The sequence below is a fragment of the Bifidobacterium sp. ESL0690 genome (genome assembly GCF_029392315.1).
GTDB lineage: Bacteria > Actinomycetota > Actinomycetes > Actinomycetales > Bifidobacteriaceae > Bifidobacterium.
Genome location: NZ_CP113939.1, coordinates 1,788,104 through 1,804,597, shown reverse-complemented (window position 1 = coordinate 1,804,597; position 16,494 = coordinate 1,788,104). Strand labels below are relative to the sequence as shown.

General features: G+C 57.2%; 14 protein-coding genes. 11 read left to right on the top strand and 3 right to left on the bottom strand.

Annotated features, from left to right (window positions below):
- Positions 1-38: 38 nt before the first annotated feature.
- The gene (locus tag OZX62_RS07195; RefSeq protein WP_277175531.1) at positions 39-719 is read right to left on the bottom strand and encodes a methyltransferase; all 681 of its coding nucleotides are present in this window, start codon (positions 717-719) and stop codon (positions 39-41) included.
- Positions 720-868: 149 nt separating this feature from the next.
- Between OZX62_RS07195 and hflX the strand changes: the two genes are divergently transcribed.
- From hflX to OZX62_RS07175, 4 genes are all read left to right on the top strand, one after another.
- Positions 869-2,362 carry a GTPase HflX gene (gene hflX, locus OZX62_RS07190; RefSeq protein ID WP_277175530.1) on the top strand — a complete coding sequence of 498 codons (1,494 nt, stop codon included), beginning with the start codon at positions 869-871 and terminating at the stop codon, positions 2,360-2,362.
- A gap of 449 nt (positions 2,363-2,811) precedes the next feature.
- Positions 2,812-3,771, top strand: coding sequence for an L-lactate dehydrogenase (locus OZX62_RS07185; RefSeq protein WP_277175529.1), 960 nt, complete (start codon positions 2,812-2,814; stop codon positions 3,769-3,771).
- Positions 3,772-4,150: 379 nt separating this feature from the next.
- The gene (locus tag OZX62_RS07180; RefSeq protein WP_277175528.1) at positions 4,151-5,086 is read left to right on the top strand and encodes an AEC family transporter; all 936 of its coding nucleotides are present in this window, start codon (positions 4,151-4,153) and stop codon (positions 5,084-5,086) included.
- A 465-nt stretch (positions 5,087-5,551) separates the two neighbouring features.
- The gene (locus tag OZX62_RS07175) at positions 5,552-6,424 is read left to right on the top strand and encodes a cation diffusion facilitator family transporter (RefSeq protein WP_277177070.1); all 873 of its coding nucleotides are present in this window, start codon (positions 5,552-5,554) and stop codon (positions 6,422-6,424) included.
- Positions 6,425-6,634: 210 nt separating this feature from the next.
- Here the strand turns inward: OZX62_RS07175 and lexA are convergent, their stop codons facing one another.
- Entirely contained in the window at positions 6,635-7,342 is a 708-nt protein-coding gene (lexA, locus tag OZX62_RS07170) for a transcriptional repressor LexA (RefSeq protein WP_277177069.1), read from the bottom strand.
- 165 nt (positions 7,343-7,507) lie between these two features.
- On the opposite strand from lexA, the gene OZX62_RS07165 reads away from it, so the two are divergent.
- The gene (locus OZX62_RS07165; protein ID WP_277175527.1) at positions 7,508-7,840 is read left to right on the top strand and encodes a LysM peptidoglycan-binding domain-containing protein; all 333 of its coding nucleotides are present in this window, start codon (positions 7,508-7,510) and stop codon (positions 7,838-7,840) included.
- A gap of 190 nt (positions 7,841-8,030) precedes the next feature.
- Positions 8,031-8,492 carry a transcriptional regulator NrdR gene (nrdR, locus tag OZX62_RS07160; protein ID WP_277175526.1) on the top strand — a complete coding sequence of 154 codons (462 nt, stop codon included), beginning with the start codon at positions 8,031-8,033 and terminating at the stop codon, positions 8,490-8,492.
- Positions 8,493-8,694: 202 nt separating this feature from the next.
- Here the strand turns inward: nrdR and OZX62_RS07155 are convergent, their stop codons facing one another.
- Positions 8,695-11,037: an AAA family ATPase gene (locus OZX62_RS07155; protein WP_277175525.1), complete on the bottom strand. Its 2,343-nt coding sequence runs from the start codon at positions 11,035-11,037 to the stop codon at positions 8,695-8,697.
- Positions 11,038-11,597: 560 nt separating this feature from the next.
- Between OZX62_RS07155 and mraZ the strand changes: the two genes are divergently transcribed.
- From mraZ to OZX62_RS07130, 5 genes are all read left to right on the top strand, one after another.
- Positions 11,598-12,077 carry a division/cell wall cluster transcriptional repressor MraZ gene (gene mraZ, locus OZX62_RS07150; protein ID WP_277177068.1) on the top strand — a complete coding sequence of 160 codons (480 nt, stop codon included), beginning with the start codon at positions 11,598-11,600 and terminating at the stop codon, positions 12,075-12,077.
- Entirely contained in the window at positions 12,077-13,180 is a 1,104-nt protein-coding gene (gene rsmH / locus OZX62_RS07145) for a 16S rRNA (cytosine(1402)-N(4))-methyltransferase RsmH (RefSeq protein ID WP_277175524.1), read from the top strand. The genes mraZ and rsmH overlap by 1 nt, the downstream gene beginning before the upstream one ends.
- Positions 13,180-13,626 (top strand): hypothetical protein, encoded by a 447-nt coding sequence (locus OZX62_RS07140; RefSeq protein ID WP_277175523.1) that lies wholly within the window; start codon positions 13,180-13,182, stop codon positions 13,624-13,626. Before rsmH ends, OZX62_RS07140 begins: the two co-directional genes overlap by 1 nt.
- A 1-nt stretch (position 13,627) precedes the next feature.
- Positions 13,628-15,427 (top strand): penicillin-binding protein 2, encoded by a 1,800-nt coding sequence (locus OZX62_RS07135; RefSeq protein WP_277175522.1) that lies wholly within the window; start codon positions 13,628-13,630, stop codon positions 15,425-15,427.
- Positions 15,428-15,590: 163 nt separating this feature from the next.
- Positions 15,591-16,478 (top strand): UDP-N-acetylmuramyl peptide synthase, encoded by an 888-nt coding sequence (locus tag OZX62_RS07130; RefSeq protein ID WP_277175521.1) that lies wholly within the window; start codon positions 15,591-15,593, stop codon positions 16,476-16,478.
- The last annotated feature ends 16 nt before the right edge of the window (positions 16,479-16,494 follow it).

Here is a 16,494-nt window from a genome sequence, read left to right as displayed (position 1 = left end):
TGGTTGTGGTCTCTATATTTTTCGTTATATTGCTTGGTTTACTCTATGGTTTCGTTGCCTAACCGATGGGCTTCGATGACGCGGTAACCCTTGGAACTCGCGTATTTAGTCACGGCGAAATCGTCGCCGAGCTGCGCCGAAAGCCACTTGATCAGCGAGTCGCTGCCAAGGTTTTTCTGTACGACCAAATAGGCGTATCCGCCTGCTGTAAGCCGGGGAAGCCAAGCCATCAATAGCGTATGCAGCTCGTCCTTACCCACGCGGATCGGAGGGTTTGACCAGATGAGGTCAAAGGTCAAATTTGCCGGGATTTCCGTAGCTTTTACGGCGTGGATATGTTCGCCAAGCCCCAGTTTTTCGGCATTGGTCTTCGTCAGTTCCAGTGCGCGTTCGTTGACATCCAGTGCCCAAATATCAGCCTTAGGGGATTCCAACCCAAGAGCCAGCGCAATGGGTCCCCATCCGCATCCGATATCAAGGAAAGTCCCATTTTCCGGTGCTTGTGGCGCGTGCCGTAGCAACACAGAAGTGCCCAGATCCAGCCGATGACCCGAAAACACCCCGTTGGAAACTTCGACGTCCACGTCATGTCCGCGCAAGGAAACGTGCAAGTTTCGCCGCACGTCGCGTGACCCTGGTTGCGCCGAAAAATACTGTTCCACATGTTGTTGGTGCTCTGTGTCCGTTTTATCTTGTTGCTTTCCCGCTGTTTCGCTCATTGTACCCCGTATATTTCATTTTCCGCTTCTAGCCTTGCCGCAATAATAGGTTTCCAATATTAGTGGCATACCGGAACAGTGAAACGAGTTCACCTCACCGAATATGCTTGAGACCAGACAGATGTGTTGACTATCGGAAGGTTGATTTATTGGCGACAAACGACGGGCGTAAAGTCGAACGCGACGATCAGCGTGAGCAAAATGAGGTCTTGGGGCGCAAGTCCGACATCTTGCAGGAGCAGAGCGATGGCCGTGCTCCGGGGGCTGAGGAATGGAGCGAGCGCGAGTCGCGCAATGAGCTCAAGCACGTTACCGGTCTGGGCGAGATGCAGGACGAGACGGACGTCGAATACCGCAAGGTTCGCCTCGAACGGGTCGTGCTGGTGGGGGTGTGGTCGAACGTCGACACCACCATCGAGCAGGCTGAGGAATCTCTGCGAGAACTCGCGGCGCTCGCGCACACCGCCGGTGCCGTGGTCTGCGACGGCGTCTTGCAACATCGTCTGAAGCCCGACGCCGCCACGTACGTCGGTCGAGGCAAAGCCAAGGAGATCGCCGGCATCGTCGCACAGTGCGAAGCCGATACCATCATCGTCGACGGCGACTTGGCTCCCAGCCAGCGTCGTGCGCTCGAGGATGCCACCAAGGTCAAGGTGGTCGATCGCACTGCCGTCATCCTCGACATCTTTGCCCAACATGCCACCAGCCGCGAGGGCAAGGCGCAGGTGGAATTGGCGCAGCTGGAATACATGCTTCCGCGTCTTCGTGGTTGGGGTGGTTCGCTGTCCCGTCAGGCTGGCGGTCAGGCCGCAGGTGTCAACGGCGGCATCGGCTCCCGTGGCCCGGGCGAGACGCAGATCGAGATGGACCGTCGTGTCATTCGCACCCGCATCGCAAGGCTCAAAAAGCAGATTCGTGCCATGGCCCCGGCCCGTGCCGTTAAGCGCGGTTCCCGCCATCGTTATGGCTTGCCTACGGTGGCTGTGGTCGGCTACACCAACGCCGGCAAATCCTCGCTGGTCAACCGCCTGACCAATTCCGGCGAGCTGGTCGGCAACGCGTTGTTCGCCACCCTCGATACCGCGGTTCGTCGTGCCAAAGCCGACGATGGACGTCTCTACGCTTACGTCGATACCGTCGGATTTGTGCGCCGCCTGCCCACCCAGCTGGTCGAGGCATTCAAGTCCACACTTGAGGAAATTGGCGAGGCCGACGTCATCCTGCACGTCGTCGACGCCTCCACCACCGACCCGTTCGCCCAGATCGAGGCGGTCAATGACGTGCTCGCCGGCATCGACGGCGCCTCAGATATTCCTCGTATTCTTGCCTTCAACAAGGCCGATCAGGTCGACCAAGGCACGCTCGATCGTCTGCACAACATCCGCCCGGACGCGCTTATCGTTTCAGCTGCCGACGAAAGCGGACTGGATGATCTGCGAGCGACGGTCGAAAAGTCGCTTCCCGTCCCGCAAGTCCATGTTGAAGCGCTGTTGCCGTATACCGACGAAGCCGGTTCTTTGCTCTCCCGTGTGCGAGAGTACGGCAAGGTGGAAAAAGAGGATTACCGGGCCGACGGTGTCGCGCTGCAGGCAGATGTCGATTCGCGTTTGGCCGCGCAGTTGATGGATCAGGCGGTCGACTAAACAGTTACGTATGCTATTTGACTTTAAGACAATACAAAAGTCTTGCGATGGTAACGCTTCAAGAAGGCAATGGCGGTAGACAAGTCAGACTCAATTCCCATGTTTGATGCTCGCAAATATGCCGGTAAATGAGACAAAATCGCAACTGTGACGAATTTCAAATTATGTATGCCATCTGCTAAAATAAAGCAAGCCACAAATTCCGTTTTGTTGCCGATTGAACTTCGGCAGAGCGGAAACCGTCGGCGCCGCAAGCTTGCGATTATTCGCGGTTGGAGTGTGCCGGTCAAGGTTTGCGGCAATCACAATGACGAGATGCATGGCGCTGCTATACGGCGGTGTTCGGCATGCTCGCATAACTGTGTGAAAGAGGTCCGAACGAATGGACGCAACGTACCCGCCGGTCATCGCGCCTCTTGAAAACACTTATTTTGAAAGGGTTCAATCATATGTCCAATTCGATTAAACCGACCAAGCTTGCCATCATCGGAGCCGGTGCCGTCGGCTCAACGCTCGCCTTCGCCGCCGCTCAGCGTGGCGTCGCCCGCGACATCGTGCTCGAAGACATCAACAAGGAGCGTGTCGAGGCCGAAGTCCTCGATATGCAGCACGGTTCCAGCTTCTATCCCTCCGTCTCCATCGACGGTTCAGACGACGTGGAGATCTGCCGTGACGCCGACATGGTCGTCATTACCGCAGGTGCGCGCCAGAAGCCGGGCCAGACCAGGCTCGACCTCGCCAACGCGACCGTCAAGATGATGAAGTCCATTGTCCCGGGCGTCATCAAGGTGGCTCCGAACGCCATTTACATGCTCATCACCAACCCGGTCGACATCGTCACTTACGTGATGCTGAAGCTCTCCGGCCTGCCGGCCAACCAGATTTTCGGCTCGGGCACCAACCTCGACACCGCCCGCCTGCGTTTCCTCATCGGTCAGCAGACCGGCGTCAACGTCAAGAACGTGCACGCTTATATCGCCGGTGAACACGGCGATTCGGAAGTACCGCTGTGGGCCTCCGCCACCATCGGTGGCGTCACCATGTGCGACTGGAAAGCATTGCCAGGCCACGAGCCGCTCGACGCCGCCAAGCGCGAGGAAATCCATCAGGAAGTCAAGAACGCTGCCTACCGCATCATCAACGGCAAGGGCGCCACGAACTTCGCCATCGCCATGTCCGGCGTTGACATCATCGACGCGGTCCTCAACGATTCGAACCGCGTGCTGCCGGTCTCCTCGCTGCTACAGGACTTCCACGGCATCTCCGACATCTGCATGTCCGTGCCTACGCTGGTCAACCGTTCCGGCGTCAACTCCCACATCAACACTCCGCTTTCCGACCACGAGCTTGCGCAGCTGCGCCGTTCGGCTGATACGCTCAAGGAAACGGTTGCGAAGTTCGGCTTCTGATTGCCTTTGCAGCGTTGATGTTTTCGGACATGCCGTTTTCGAATGGCCGTTCGGAGGTTGTTTGCTTGAAACGGATAATCGCGGATTTTGACAGTTGAATTCGTCGTTATCGATTGGCACTGAACGATAATCCGCTGCTCGATATATTACGTATGCCGCTTCTGCCTTTATCGAGGTAGAAGCGGCATACGTCGTGTTGGAAGGTCAAAAACGCGAAGGCCGTTGTCCGTTCATTGAGACGTGAAACGCCCGGAAAATATCGGTTGTGTATAGTATCCATAACTCACGCAAAGAACGTCTGCCTGACATGTCGCGATTAACGATGCTCGCATGGACGCCGAAAAGGGGAGAGAGCGTGGGCGAGATGGAGAAATAATTTATGCTGAAGACTGTCATATTTGCGTTGTTGCCGATACTGGTCACCATGCTGCTCGGCGCCTTTGCCGCCAAACGCGGCGATTTCGATAGTACCGACAGCAGCCGGCTCATCAAATTCGTGATGAACTATGCGCTGCCCATGCACGTTTTCGGTGGTATCTGGGCCACCAAACGCAAACTGATCGTCGAGGATATTCCGCTGGCCTTATGGATGCTCGGCGCGATGCTCGTCTCCTATTTCCTGCTGTATTTCATTTATTGGAAGATCGTCAAAAACCAAAGCGGGCTTTCCTCGCTGCGTGCGCTTTCGGTGGCCGACCCGTCCATTCCGTTCATTGGTTCCGCGGTGCTTCCGCTCTTCTTCGATGAGACCATCAGCGCCATCGACATCGGCATCGCCAGCCTCATCATCAACGTGGTTCTGGTCCCGTTCGTTTTCGAAGCGCTCGCTGCGGACGTCAACAAAGAGGGCGGGCCGAAGATTTCCGTAGGCAAACGCCTGGTGAAAGGGCTCACCAAACCGTTGGTGCTGGCGGCTTTCCTTGGCTTTATCCTTTCGATCTGTGGCTTCTCGATGCCCAGTGTTCTCGAACCGACGTTCACGGTGCTCGGCAAGACCGCAGGAGGCGTGGCTATGTTCGCCACCGGCATCGTGCTCGTGACCCGCAAGATTTCCTTCAACCCGCACGTCTGGTTGACCGTAGGCCTCAAGAACATCGTCTATCCCGCCATCATCTGGGTGCTGATGGTCGCCACCGGCATGCCGAGCGAGCTGACGCGCATCGTCGTGATCACCATGGCCATCCCCACCGCCACGCTGCCGACGAACCTCGCCATCGATTACGGCATCCACGAGTCGGAGATGGCTTCGACTCAATTCTTGAGCACGGTGCTTTCGTTCATTACGTTGAGCTGCGCGATGCTCTTGTTGCAATAACGAGAATCGTTGGCATACAACAGGTTTTAAAGAATTCGGTGCTGGAACGTTGTTGATGTGGCAATGATTCTATCAGTCAATACAACCGATTGTTGACGGTTTCTTGGCTGACTGTCGCTCGATTCTTGACAATGAAAAAGATTGTCGGTTTTAGTGTCAAAGCAATACGAAATGCACAATATTGTGCGACCTGTTTGTTCTTCGGCTCTGAGTCGTAAAACCCAACTCCCGCTGAGGTTTTGACGCGTATAGTGTCACCAGTGGCGTGACGTTTTCGGCACACGAAAAGTGCATTTGCGTCAATCGACAAGGCTCAGGAATATCGGGTTCCTGGCTTGTCATGGACGATGAGTTACGGCAGGAGAGGATATGGCTTCGCAAGGGCAAGAGACAAGCACACGGACAGGCAAGGGGACGCAATCGGCGGATAGTCAGGGCAAGACGAAGGAGCATCAGACCAGACTTATGGTGACGCTGGGCCTTACCCTGACGATTTTCGTGGTCGAGGTCATCGGTGCCGTCATCACCGGCTCGTTGGCACTTCTGGTCGATTGCGCCCATATGCTCACCGATGTCGCAGTGCTCACTGCTTCGACGATTACGGCTGTGTTGATGCGCCGCCGGCCGAACAAGGAACGGACCTGGGGCTGGGCCCGACTCGAGCCGATTACCGCCGGTCTTGGCGCGCTGATTTTGATGGCAGTCGGCATTTACGCGCTGGTCGAGGCGGTACTGCGCCTGGCCGGTGTTTCCGGCGACGAGGTGCAGAGCGTCGGCATGTTGCTCGGTTTCGGCATTCTTGGCTTGGTGTTCAATGTGATTTCAGTGCTCGTGCTTTCCGGCCAGCATAAAGACAACATGAACATGCGCGCCGCCTTCCTGGAGACCATGAACGATGCCCTCGGATCGTTCACCGTCGTCGTTTCGGCCGTCGTCATCATGACCACCGGTTGGCATGGTTTCGATGCCGTCGCCGGAGCGGTTATCGCGTTGCTTATCGTCCCGCGTGCGTTCGTTTTGATGAAGAACGCCGTCAAAGTATTGCTTGAGGAGACGCCCGAAGGTCTTGATCTGGACGAGGTACGCAAGCACATGAAAAGCGTCGACCATGTCGTCGACGTTCACGATGTGCACGCCTCCACGGTGGCCACCGGCATGCCGATTCTGACCGCTCATGTCGTGGTGGAGCCGGGCCTGACGATGGCCCAGGGCGCCGATATCCTCCACCAGCTGCACACCTGTCTGACCGACCATTTCTCTGTTTCGATTCCCCACACCACTTTCCAGCTGGAGCCGCAAGGCTTCAGCCAGCTGCAGAGCGAGAAGATTCATCGCTGATTCGATGTTGAAACGTGGGGAGTGAGGCCTGGTAAATCAAGCTGTCTTTTGTTGACGTTGTGCTCTTGTCATAGAGCATTGATGTAGAACCTCATGTCTAGCCGATGCCGAGGCTCGATGTACTGCGTTGGCAAGAGTGATTGCGCAAATCAAAATGCCGGTATGCGGATTAACCCCGATACCGGCATTTTGGTTGAAGAAGAATTTGGCTCAGATCTTGCGCAGGACGGTGACGACCTTGCCCATCACCTTGGCATAGGTACCGTCGATGGGGGAGTAAGCCGGGTTGTGAGGCATCAGCCAGACGTGGCCATGGTCTTTTTGAAAGGTCTTGACCGTGGCCTCGCCGTCGAGCAGCGCGGCAACAATGTCGCCGTTTTCTGCCGTCTCTTGCTCGCGAACCACCACGAAATCGCCATCGCAGATGGCGGCGTCGATCATCGAATCACCGTGGACTTCAAGCATGAAAAGATTACCGTTGCCGGTGAGCCGTTCCGGCAGCCTCATCACATCGTCGACGTGTTGTTCGGCTGTGATGGGCGTGCCGGCGGCGATGCGGCCGACCAGAGGGATATCGTGCGACTGGGCGATGGCCTCGTCTGTTTCATCCTCAGAGCTGAACGGGAGCACGGTAGAGGTGCGATTGCCATTGGCGATGTTGGACTCGTTCTCCACCAACTCGATGGCACGGCCTTTGTTGGCGTTCATTCTGATATAGCCCTTGTCTTCAAGGACCTCAAGCTGGTGCTTGACCGAAGACGGGCTCTTGAGACCCGCTTCCTCACCGATCTCGCGGAATGACGGCGCGAAACCATAACGGGAAACGTGGCTGCGCACCGCATCCAACACTTTGTGCTGCCGGTCCGTCAACTGCTGGTTCGGCGTGGCCTGAGCGAAGTTGCCATGCTGGTTATGGATGGGTGGGAGGGTGCTCACGATAGTTCCTTTCGGCGTTTGACTTACAGCATAACCCATTTTCGCAGGAATTTCAAACAGATGTTCGATTTCACCTTGCTTTTTTCGAACAAGTGTGCCAATATAGAACAAACGTTCGTTAGTACAGATGTTCGAAGGAGTGCAGAGATGAGTGAAAAAGCAAGTGATTCCAAGACTCGCAGTGCCGCCAATCGTCGTCGCATCGCGCGCAACAGGGTTGTCGCAGCGATTGTGTTGGCCTTCGTCGTGTTCTTCGGATGGCAGGCCCTGGCCCCGCATGTCGCCAATTCCGCCACGGATGATGCCAACGTCGTCAGTTATACGGTTCGTCCGGGCGATACGTTGTGGTCGTACGCCCAGCAGATTACGCCGAAAAACAAGAACGTTGGAGATACGGTCGAGGAAATCATGGATTTGAACCAGCTGGATTCGGCTCAGCTGCAGCCGGGTCAGAGAATTGTGGTGCCGGAAGAGTCCTGAGTCCGTGTGCGGTTATCGTTTTCTGTTTTCTGCATCGCGAGATTGGCGAGTCGCGTCGAATGATAGGTAGATAGAATTGATATGTCTAATGAGAATATGGCTTTGAATCTGCATTAAAATAGACAATTGAGGTCAAACTTGTGAAAGTGCAGACACACCGGTTCTCCCACCCTCTGGATATGGTGACAGTATGCATTGTCCTTTTTGCCAGAATAATGACACTAAAGTAGTCGATACGCGTATCAGTGAAGATGGTCATTCCATCCGGCGCAGACGCGAATGCCCTGAGTGCGGCCGCAGGTTCACCACGGTTGAAACGACGATGCTTCTGGTCACCAAGCGTTCCGGCAGTCTGGAACCGTTCGACCGTAAGAAAGTCGTCAACGGAGTGCGCAAGGCGTGTCAAGGCAGGCCTATTGATGAAGATGCGCTGAAGCAACTTGGGCAACAGGTCGAAGAGGATTTGCGCAGCCAAGGCTTGGCGCAGGTCAAATCCGAAGATATCGGCAAGGCCATCTTGAAACCATTGCGTGAACTTGACGAAGTGGCCTACTTGCGTTTTGCCAGCGTCTATCAGAATTTCAATGGTCTGGCCGATTTCCAGAAGGCCATTGACGATCTCAAGCGCGATAAGGAAGCTACGGGGAAATAGGGCTTTCAAAGAGTAACAAGATTTCTGCGTATTCCAATGTTCTCAAATATGGGAATCAGACGATTTCAGTGGTTTCTATCGTTGCGTGCCTGAGTTACGGCGAGTCATTTTTCCAAACAACCAGATTTGCCGTGACAGCTCGATACTCGGTCGATGACGATTGAATGGAATTCACTACGGTTCCGATTATGTCTTTCTGCTATTAAATGCTCAACAGACGTTTGTCGCTTTGAGTTTCGACGATGACCAGGCGCTGGGTCGGGCGTGTCAGCGCCACGTAGAGATCGGCCGCGCCGGAGAGACGGGACGGGGCATCCTGTGCGATTTCGCCCGGCTTCACAAGAACCACCGCGTCATATTCTAGGCCTTTGATCATTTGCGTATCGCAGACGCTTAACGGCGCGTCGCTGAGTGATTCGGTGAAACGGGAGTCTGCATTCGCTTGCTCGCCCTGCCCGGAGATTCCCATTAGTTTCGAAGCGATTTCCTCGCCTTTAACGTCTGTCAAACGGTGGTAAAGATTCCGACGAATCTCGGTATTCAGCGAATCCGGAGCAATGACGGCGACACGTCCCGTGCCATCATCGGAGATGAACTGTTGAACCAAGTCCATCGCCTCATCGCCGATGGCGTGCAGAAGGCTGCCCGCTGAACCACCTTGGCTATCAGAGCTCAAATTTACACGTTTCACTGAATCGGCCATGGTGCGCACGCCCTTGGTGGTGGAAACGTAGAGCCCTTCGTCTTCGGCGAAACGGGTGGCCAGTTGCGAGACCTCCTGAGGGTTTCGATAGTTGATCGTCAGTTCCTTCAAGTCCCAGCCGTCGTGCCCGAAGAGACGGTCCATGGTCTTTTCCCAGCGTCGCGTTCCTCCGAGCGCCGAAGTCTGTGCCACGTCGCCCACAATGGTGAACGAACGCGACGGGCAGCGACGCATGAGCATCCGCCAGTCCATGGCGGTGAGTTCCTGAGCCTCGTCGATGACGATATGCCCGTAGGTCCATTCGCGGTCGGCGCCGGCTTTTTGCGCCACGGCCTCGGCGTCAAGCCCATTGATGTTGTCGACCAGCATTGAAGAAGTGACGATGCCGGAGCCGATGCCGGCCTGTGCCAGCGTGTCCTTGGCGAACTGTTCCTCTTCGGCGCGCTTGGCTTTGGCGGCGGCTTCGCGGGCCGAGACCTTTGGGTCGGGTCCGAGCAGCTCCATGGCCTCGTCGAGCAGCGGGATATCGGAAACGGTAAGCGGCGAACCCTTCGGCCGTGTCAGCGCCTTGATATCGGAATCGGACAGCCATGGGGCGAAACGACGCAGTTGCGCCGGCTTGGCGAAAAGCTGGTCGATGAGCCATGGCGCGTTCATGGGCAGCCAAGCGAGATTCAGGGCCTTGCGAATCTCGTCGTGCATTTTCAGCTGCATCGCCGCGTCGGAGATTTCCGACTGTTCCGGCGTGTAATCAAGGTTTTCGACGTATCGGTTGCGCATCGCGCTCAAGACGCTGCGAACGAAAGTTTCCCGTGCCTTGTTGTGTGGGGAATGCGTGCGTTTGGCATCTTCCAATGCCTGTATTACGTCACGTTTGAGCATCGGCACATCCATACCGTTGATGCGAACCGTCGGTAGATGCTTCAAAACACGTTCGCGTGCGGCGACGGCGTTGGCGACGGCGTGTGCCATGCGCGCTTCGCCCTTAAGCTGCGCGGCACGTGGCGAATCCAGCCTCTGCGCTGCGAAGCCCGGAACGAGGTCGCCGATGGTGCGCGAGACCACGCCGGTTTCACCCAACGAGGGCAGCACTTGGTTGATATAACGCAGAAAAGCGGGGCTCGGCCCCACCACGAGCACCCCGGAACGTTCAAGCCTGCGACGGTGGGTATAGAGCAGATAAGCTGCGCGATGCAGCGCCACTGCGGTCTTTCCGGTTCCCGGTCCGCCCTGCACCACGATGGCGCGGTCCATCGGGGCCCGGATGATGCGGTCCTGCTCGCCTTGGATGGTGGCCACGATATCGGTCATCTTGCCGGTGCGCTTGGAGTTGAGTGAGGCAATCAGTGCGCCTTCGCCGGTCAGCGTCCCGGCCTGCTGGGCGACGCCCACCTGCCCGGAATTGACGTCGAGCACCTCGTCCTCGATGCCGACCACCTTGCGGAAATTCAACGTGATATGCCGGCGCATGACGATATCGCCGTGATGCGATGGTGTCGCCTCGTAGAACGGCCGTGCAGCCTCGGCCCGCCAGTCGGTAAGAATGGGCTCGTGGTTCTCGCTGGAAAGTCCCATGCGTCCGATGTAACGTTTTTCGCCCTTGTCGCTGTCGATGCGCCCGAAAACCAGCCTGTCTTCGACGCCGCGCAGCTGGGTGAGCCTGTCCTCGTACATGGTGGCGAAGGAGTCGCGTTCGGTGCGCATGGTCGGGGAGCCGTGGGCACCCGCGGCGCGGACCGCATCGAGTCGTGAGCGTGTCTGGGAACGCAAAGAGTCCAGCCGCCCGTAAGCGCGATCGACCGCGTGCTGTTCTTCGTCGATTTGCGAGGAGTAGCTCGACATGTATACGTTCCCCTTTATCTGGGCGGTTCAGACTGTGTTTGTTGCTTGAAAACTCGAATTAATAATCTTAGACCGTGCTCTCTATTTCTTTGGGCCCGATTGTGCTCTTGGAAAATGCCGTTCCGATTGATGAAAATTTTCATTATTTGGACATTGCTCGGATATGTGCGTCGTTTTGATGTCCGACAAATTTTAAGTATTACGAAAGCGTTCTGCCGATTGCGTTTTTCGTATCGCAAAATGTTGAAATTGAATTACCGGTGATATATAAAAACGGCTCGATTGTCGCAATACAAAATTTTTTAAAGGAAAAATTGTGTTTTTTGCGTTTCTGTGGGGAAGAATGGTGATTAGTGGGGTAAAGTGGTGAACTAGTTGTAAGACTTATTACAAATGTCGGCAAACGTTAACAGGGGGGAGGCGGAATGGCGGGACGCGATACAAAATCCATTGACGGCGAACCGTTCCGTAATTCCTCAAGTTCTGCCAACCCTTCTGTGAGCGCTGAAACGGCTTCTGGTTTTGCCGATTCTGGCACCCCATCGACGCAAATTCCCGCGATGGCAAACGTTGCCGTTGCGGCGGACACGCCTCAAATGGAACCTTTGCTGCTAGGCACCTACACCCCGAAAATTGATCAGAAGGGACGCATGGCCCTGCCGGCCAAAATGCGCACCCAGCTCGGAGCAGGCATGGTGATGGCGCGCGGCCAGGAAAAGTGCGTGTATCTGCTTCCACAGACCGAATTCCGGCGTATAGCAGCGCGAATCCAGCGCGCTTCGATGGGCAACAAAGCCACCAGAAGCTACCTGCGTGTCTTCCTTTCCGGTGCCGTTGAAGGCGAGCCGGACAAGCAGGGCCGCATTTTGGTGCCGCAGAACCTGCGCAGTTACGCGGGCCTGGGCAGCGACATCGTCGTGATTGGCGTGGGCACCAGAGCCGAGATTTGGAACAAGGAATCCTGGGATGCCTATCTCGCCGCTCAGGAGGAAGGCTATTCCGATATAGCCGATGATGTGTTGCCGGCGGTGGAGTGGTGATGGCGGATCTGACGAATATTCATACCCCGGTTCTCTTGGATGAGTGTGTCCGGTTGGTCACCCCTGCGCTTGAACATCCAGGTGCCGTTGCGGTCGATTGCACCCTCGGCCTGGCCGGTCACGCGACGGCGTTTTTGAAAGCCGCCCCGCGGGCCCGCCTCATCGGTATCGATCGTGACGAGGAAGCGCTTTCCATGGCCACGCAACGTATGAAGGAAGAAGGGCTCGACGCCCGGTTCACCCCGGTTCACGCCGCGTTCGACGAATTTGACGATGTGCTTGAAACTCTCGGATTGAGACGCGTCGATGCCGCCTTCATGGATCTGGGGCTTTCCAGCCTGCAGATCGACGAGACCGACCGTGGGTTCTCCTATTCCCATGATGCCCCGCTCGACATGCGTATGGATACCAGCCAAAGTTTCGACGCCGCTCAGATTCTTGCGGAATACAGCGAGGCCGAACTCGTCCGGATTTTCCGCGAGTACGGTCAGGAGCGCTTCTCCAAGCCGATCGCCCGGGCGGTCGTCCGCGAGCGCGAAAAGGAACCGCTCAAGACCTCCCGCCAGCTGGATCAATTGGTCGATCAAGTGGTGCCGAAATTCCACCGTGGAAAAGGCAACCCCGCCAAGCGCGTTTTCCAGGCCTTGCGCATCGAAGTCAACGGCGAACTTGACAAGCTCAAATGCACGCTGCCGCAGATTGCCAACCGGCTCGCCCTTTCCGGCAGACTGGTCGTCGAATCCTATCATTCGCTCGAAGACCGCACGGTCAAGACGTTCATGGCCCAAGGCCTTAACGTCGACGCGCCGGCCGACCTGCCGGTAATCCCGGCAGATGCGCAGCCGTTCTTCAAGGAACTGACCCGTGGCGCGATCAAGGCCGATGAAGCCGAAATCGAGCACAATCCGCGTTCGGCCCCCGTCAGATTGCGTGGCGTTGAGCTTTCGCGAGAGCTTCCGGAGCGTTGGCGCCATCGATTTGCTCAGGATGCCAAAGGAAACCCTGGGCATAGTCCCGATAGGCGCGGCGAATTTTCGCATGACAAACGTAACTATCAAGAAAAACGCAACCATCAAGACAACCAGAAGAAAAGGAGGGGATGATGAGCAGCGCAACAGCACGATCGGTTCGTTCCCATGTCGCTCCGGCCGGGCGTGAAGACGATACCCGCGCGGCATCGTCACGTCCCCGGCTTCAGGTCGTCGCCGGCGGCAAGGAGAAAAAGGAAAACGAGAACGCGGCTTTCGGCATCTTGGGCCGTATCAAAACCGTTTCGGTGGTCCATGTCATCATCGCCGTTCTCTTCCTTTTCGCCGCCTTGCTCGGCTCGCTGGCGCTGCGCACCCAAATGGTGCAGAATTCCTTCGAACAGGCGCAGGTGCAGGCCAACATCAACAAGCTCAACCAGGATGTCGAAGACGATCAGGCGCAGCTCGACAGCCTGCAGGCAAGCCTTCCCGACCGCGCCCAGAAGATGGGCATGGTGCCGCAGTCCGGCCCATTGTCGATAGATCTTCAGGGTTATCAACCTACGGATAAGGGCCAGTGATATGCGTTCACCCGTTAGCACAACCAAAAGCAAGCAGTTTCTGTCGCGTTGCGCCGTGATCGCCACGGTGCTCGCACTCGTGTTCGTGGTCTGCTTCGGCCAATTGGCCAACCTTCAGCTGCTCAACGGCCGCGAGATGGCCGAGGCCGCCACCGCGGGGCGCACCCTCAAAGTGCCCGTCCACGGCATGCGCGGCAAAATACTTGACAGCAACGGAGCCGTTCTCGCACAAAGCGTGGAGCGCTATACGATCATCGGCGACCCGAAGGCCGCGCAGGAATACGATCCGATCTGCAGCACACAGATCACCGACAACTGCACGCAGACCAAGAAGCAAGGCGGCAAGACACTCGGCGTGGTTGGCGCCGCTCGTGTGGCCAGGATGGCCGCGCCGATACTTGGCATGGACGCCATGGAGCTCGGAGGCAAACTCGCCGGTCCCGGTCGTTACGTGGTCTTGAAAAAGGACGTGGAGCCTGCGGCCAAACGCAAGCTCGATAAACTCGGCTTAGGCGGCATTGTCTATGGAGAGCTTTCGCAGAACCGCGTCTATTCCGACGGTACGCTGATGGGCGCCTTCCTCGGTGGCGTCAACGACAAGGCCGACGGCGTTTCGGGCATGGAGCAGGTCCAGAACACGGCGCTCGCGGGTGCCGACGGCTACAAGATTTACCAGCAGGGCAACAACGGCGTCGAAATTCCCGGTACGTTGACCGATTCGAAGGCCGCGCGCAACGGCAGCGATGTCAAATTGACCATCGATTCGGACGTCGATTGGTACCTCAAGAAAGTGCTGACCGAAGGCAAGGCCCAATACAAGGCGGACTGGGCGATAGCCTGCGTGGAGGATATACGTACCCACCAGATCATCGCGCTTGACGATTCCGACGAAATTCAGGCCGGCAGCGACCAAGCCAAATTGAGCGTTTCCCGCGCGGTCTCGGAGACCTTCGAGCCCGGTTCCATCGGCAAGACCTTCTCGATGGCGGGACTGATGCAGCATGGCATCCACCAGATGACGGATCATTTCCAGGTTCCCGACAGGCTCGACAAAAACGGCCAGATTTTCACCGATGTCTCCCCGCATCCGCTTTCCAATTGGACACTGGCCGGCATCCTCCAGCAGTCCTCCAACGTCGGCATGGTCATGTCTTCCAACGATTACAAGGACCAGGACCGTTACGACATGCTCACCAAATTCGGCATCGGCCAGCCCAGTGGGCTGAACCTGCCAGGCGAGTCGCGAGGCACGCTGACCAATCCCAACGCATGGGACAAGCGCACCCGCGACACCATATTGTTCGGCCAGGGTTATGCCATCAACGTGGTGCAATTGACCAACGCGATTGCCGCCATCGGCGACGGCGGTATCTACCGTAAGCCCACCATCATCGATTCCACGATCGACGCCGACGGCCACGTTACCAAGCAGCCGATGGACGAGGGCACGCGCATCATGGACGCCAACGTCAACGCGCAGCTGATGAACGCGATGGAGTCTTCGGGCGAGGAATACGCGAAGACGACCGGCGTGGCTGGTTACCGGGTCGCCGGTAAGTCCGGAACTGCGCAGGTGGCCGGCCCCAGCGGCAAGCTCGACAGCATCATCAGTGATTTCACAGGCATCCTCCCCGCCGACAACCCGCGTTTCGTGCTCACTGTGGTGATGCGCAACCCGCAGGGCGTCTACGGCGGCCTCACTAGCGGCGCGTTGTTCAGGCAAATCGGTGAATTCCTTATGCAGAAGTATGAAGTCCCCGCCTCGCAGCCGCGTAACAATGCTATTCCTGTGACATGGTGACGATGACGGCAAGCGGTGACAATCGCATGAAACCAAGCAAGGCGTCGGCGGTTGAAGGCTGCCCGGCGCTTGCGGTGTTACCAACGCTTGTAGCGTCCGCAACGTTCCGAGCACTGCTGGCGTTTCCGATGTGTCCAGCGTTTCCGATGGGAAAGGTCGAAGCATGAGCGTGGTAAGCGAATCGATTTCGCGGCGTGTGACCTTGGGCTATATCGCCAGTCACTACGGTTTTGATCTGGAGCCCAGGTTCGCTGACGGGGTTACGGTCACCTCGATTGCCGATACCCCGGATTCCGTGCGCCCCGGCGCCCTTTACGTTTTGAAAGCCGATGGCGATCCTTCGCTGCTTGCCGTGGCCGTGGCGCGTGGCGCATACGCGGTGTTGGTGCCACCGTCCCTTTCTGCGCTCGCTCAAGCTGCGGGGGTTCCGGCTTTGCTGGCAACTCCCGACCCTGAGACGATGGGCGCTTTGGCCTCAGATATCGCCGGAACGCCGGCCAATACCATGGCGGTATTCGTGGTCTGCGGCGATGATGACGAGGAGATTCAGGCCGATGTGGTGCGTCTGGCCGATTTCCTGCATATGCTCGGCAACCCGGTGGGCATCGTGAGCCGTGCGGGTTCCAGCTCGCTGGAACGCGAACTTCAGATGACTTATCCTTTGGGAATCCTCGACGTTCAGCACACGCTTTCCGTCTGTTCCGAGGATGGGGCGGCGGCGATGGTGATTTCCGCTGACAGCGAGACTTTGCGCTCCGGCGCGCTCGAAGGCGTCAACGTCGATGTATTGGGCTCCATCGATAACCTTGACAAGGCGGAATCGGCGGATATGCTCAAATCGGCACGGCAACGTTACGGGTTCTCGATCGACGAACGCAAGCGCTTGGTCACCTGTTCCGATGAATCCAGCTGGCTGGTCGGTCAGACCGCGGCTTCAGGCAGTCTGCAGGGGCAGAGAAGGCTTTCGTTGGCGATCGCGATGGCGTTGGACGCCGGGGTGCGCCGCAGCAATATCCGCAACGCCCTGCGCGTCTCGAAGGAATTGCGATGAAGGCTTTGCTCGAAGG

Coding starts and splice junctions, on each gene's coding strand:
- OZX62_RS07195 (WP_277175531.1), bottom strand. CDS start 719: ATGAGCGAAACAGCGGGAAAGCAACAAGATAAAACGGACACAGAGCAC.
- OZX62_RS07185 (WP_277175529.1), top strand. CDS start 2,812: ATGTCCAATTCGATTAAACCGACCAAGCTTGCCATCATCGGAGCCGGT.
- OZX62_RS07180 (WP_277175528.1), top strand. CDS start 4,151: ATGCTGAAGACTGTCATATTTGCGTTGTTGCCGATACTGGTCACCATG.
- OZX62_RS07175 (WP_277177070.1), top strand. CDS start 5,552: ATGGTGACGCTGGGCCTTACCCTGACGATTTTCGTGGTCGAGGTCATC.
- OZX62_RS07165 (WP_277175527.1), top strand. CDS start 7,508: ATGAGTGAAAAAGCAAGTGATTCCAAGACTCGCAGTGCCGCCAATCGT.
- nrdR (WP_277175526.1), top strand. CDS start 8,031: ATGCATTGTCCTTTTTGCCAGAATAATGACACTAAAGTAGTCGATACG.
- OZX62_RS07155 (WP_277175525.1), bottom strand. CDS start 11,037: ATGTCGAGCTACTCCTCGCAAATCGACGAAGAACAGCACGCGGTCGAT.
- mraZ (WP_277177068.1), top strand. CDS start 11,598: ATGGCAAACGTTGCCGTTGCGGCGGACACGCCTCAAATGGAACCTTTG.
- rsmH (WP_277175524.1), top strand. CDS start 12,077: ATGGCGGATCTGACGAATATTCATACCCCGGTTCTCTTGGATGAGTGT.
- OZX62_RS07140 (WP_277175523.1), top strand. CDS start 13,180: ATGAGCAGCGCAACAGCACGATCGGTTCGTTCCCATGTCGCTCCGGCC.
- OZX62_RS07135 (WP_277175522.1), top strand. CDS start 13,628: ATGCGTTCACCCGTTAGCACAACCAAAAGCAAGCAGTTTCTGTCGCGT.
- OZX62_RS07130 (WP_277175521.1), top strand. CDS start 15,591: ATGAGCGTGGTAAGCGAATCGATTTCGCGGCGTGTGACCTTGGGCTAT.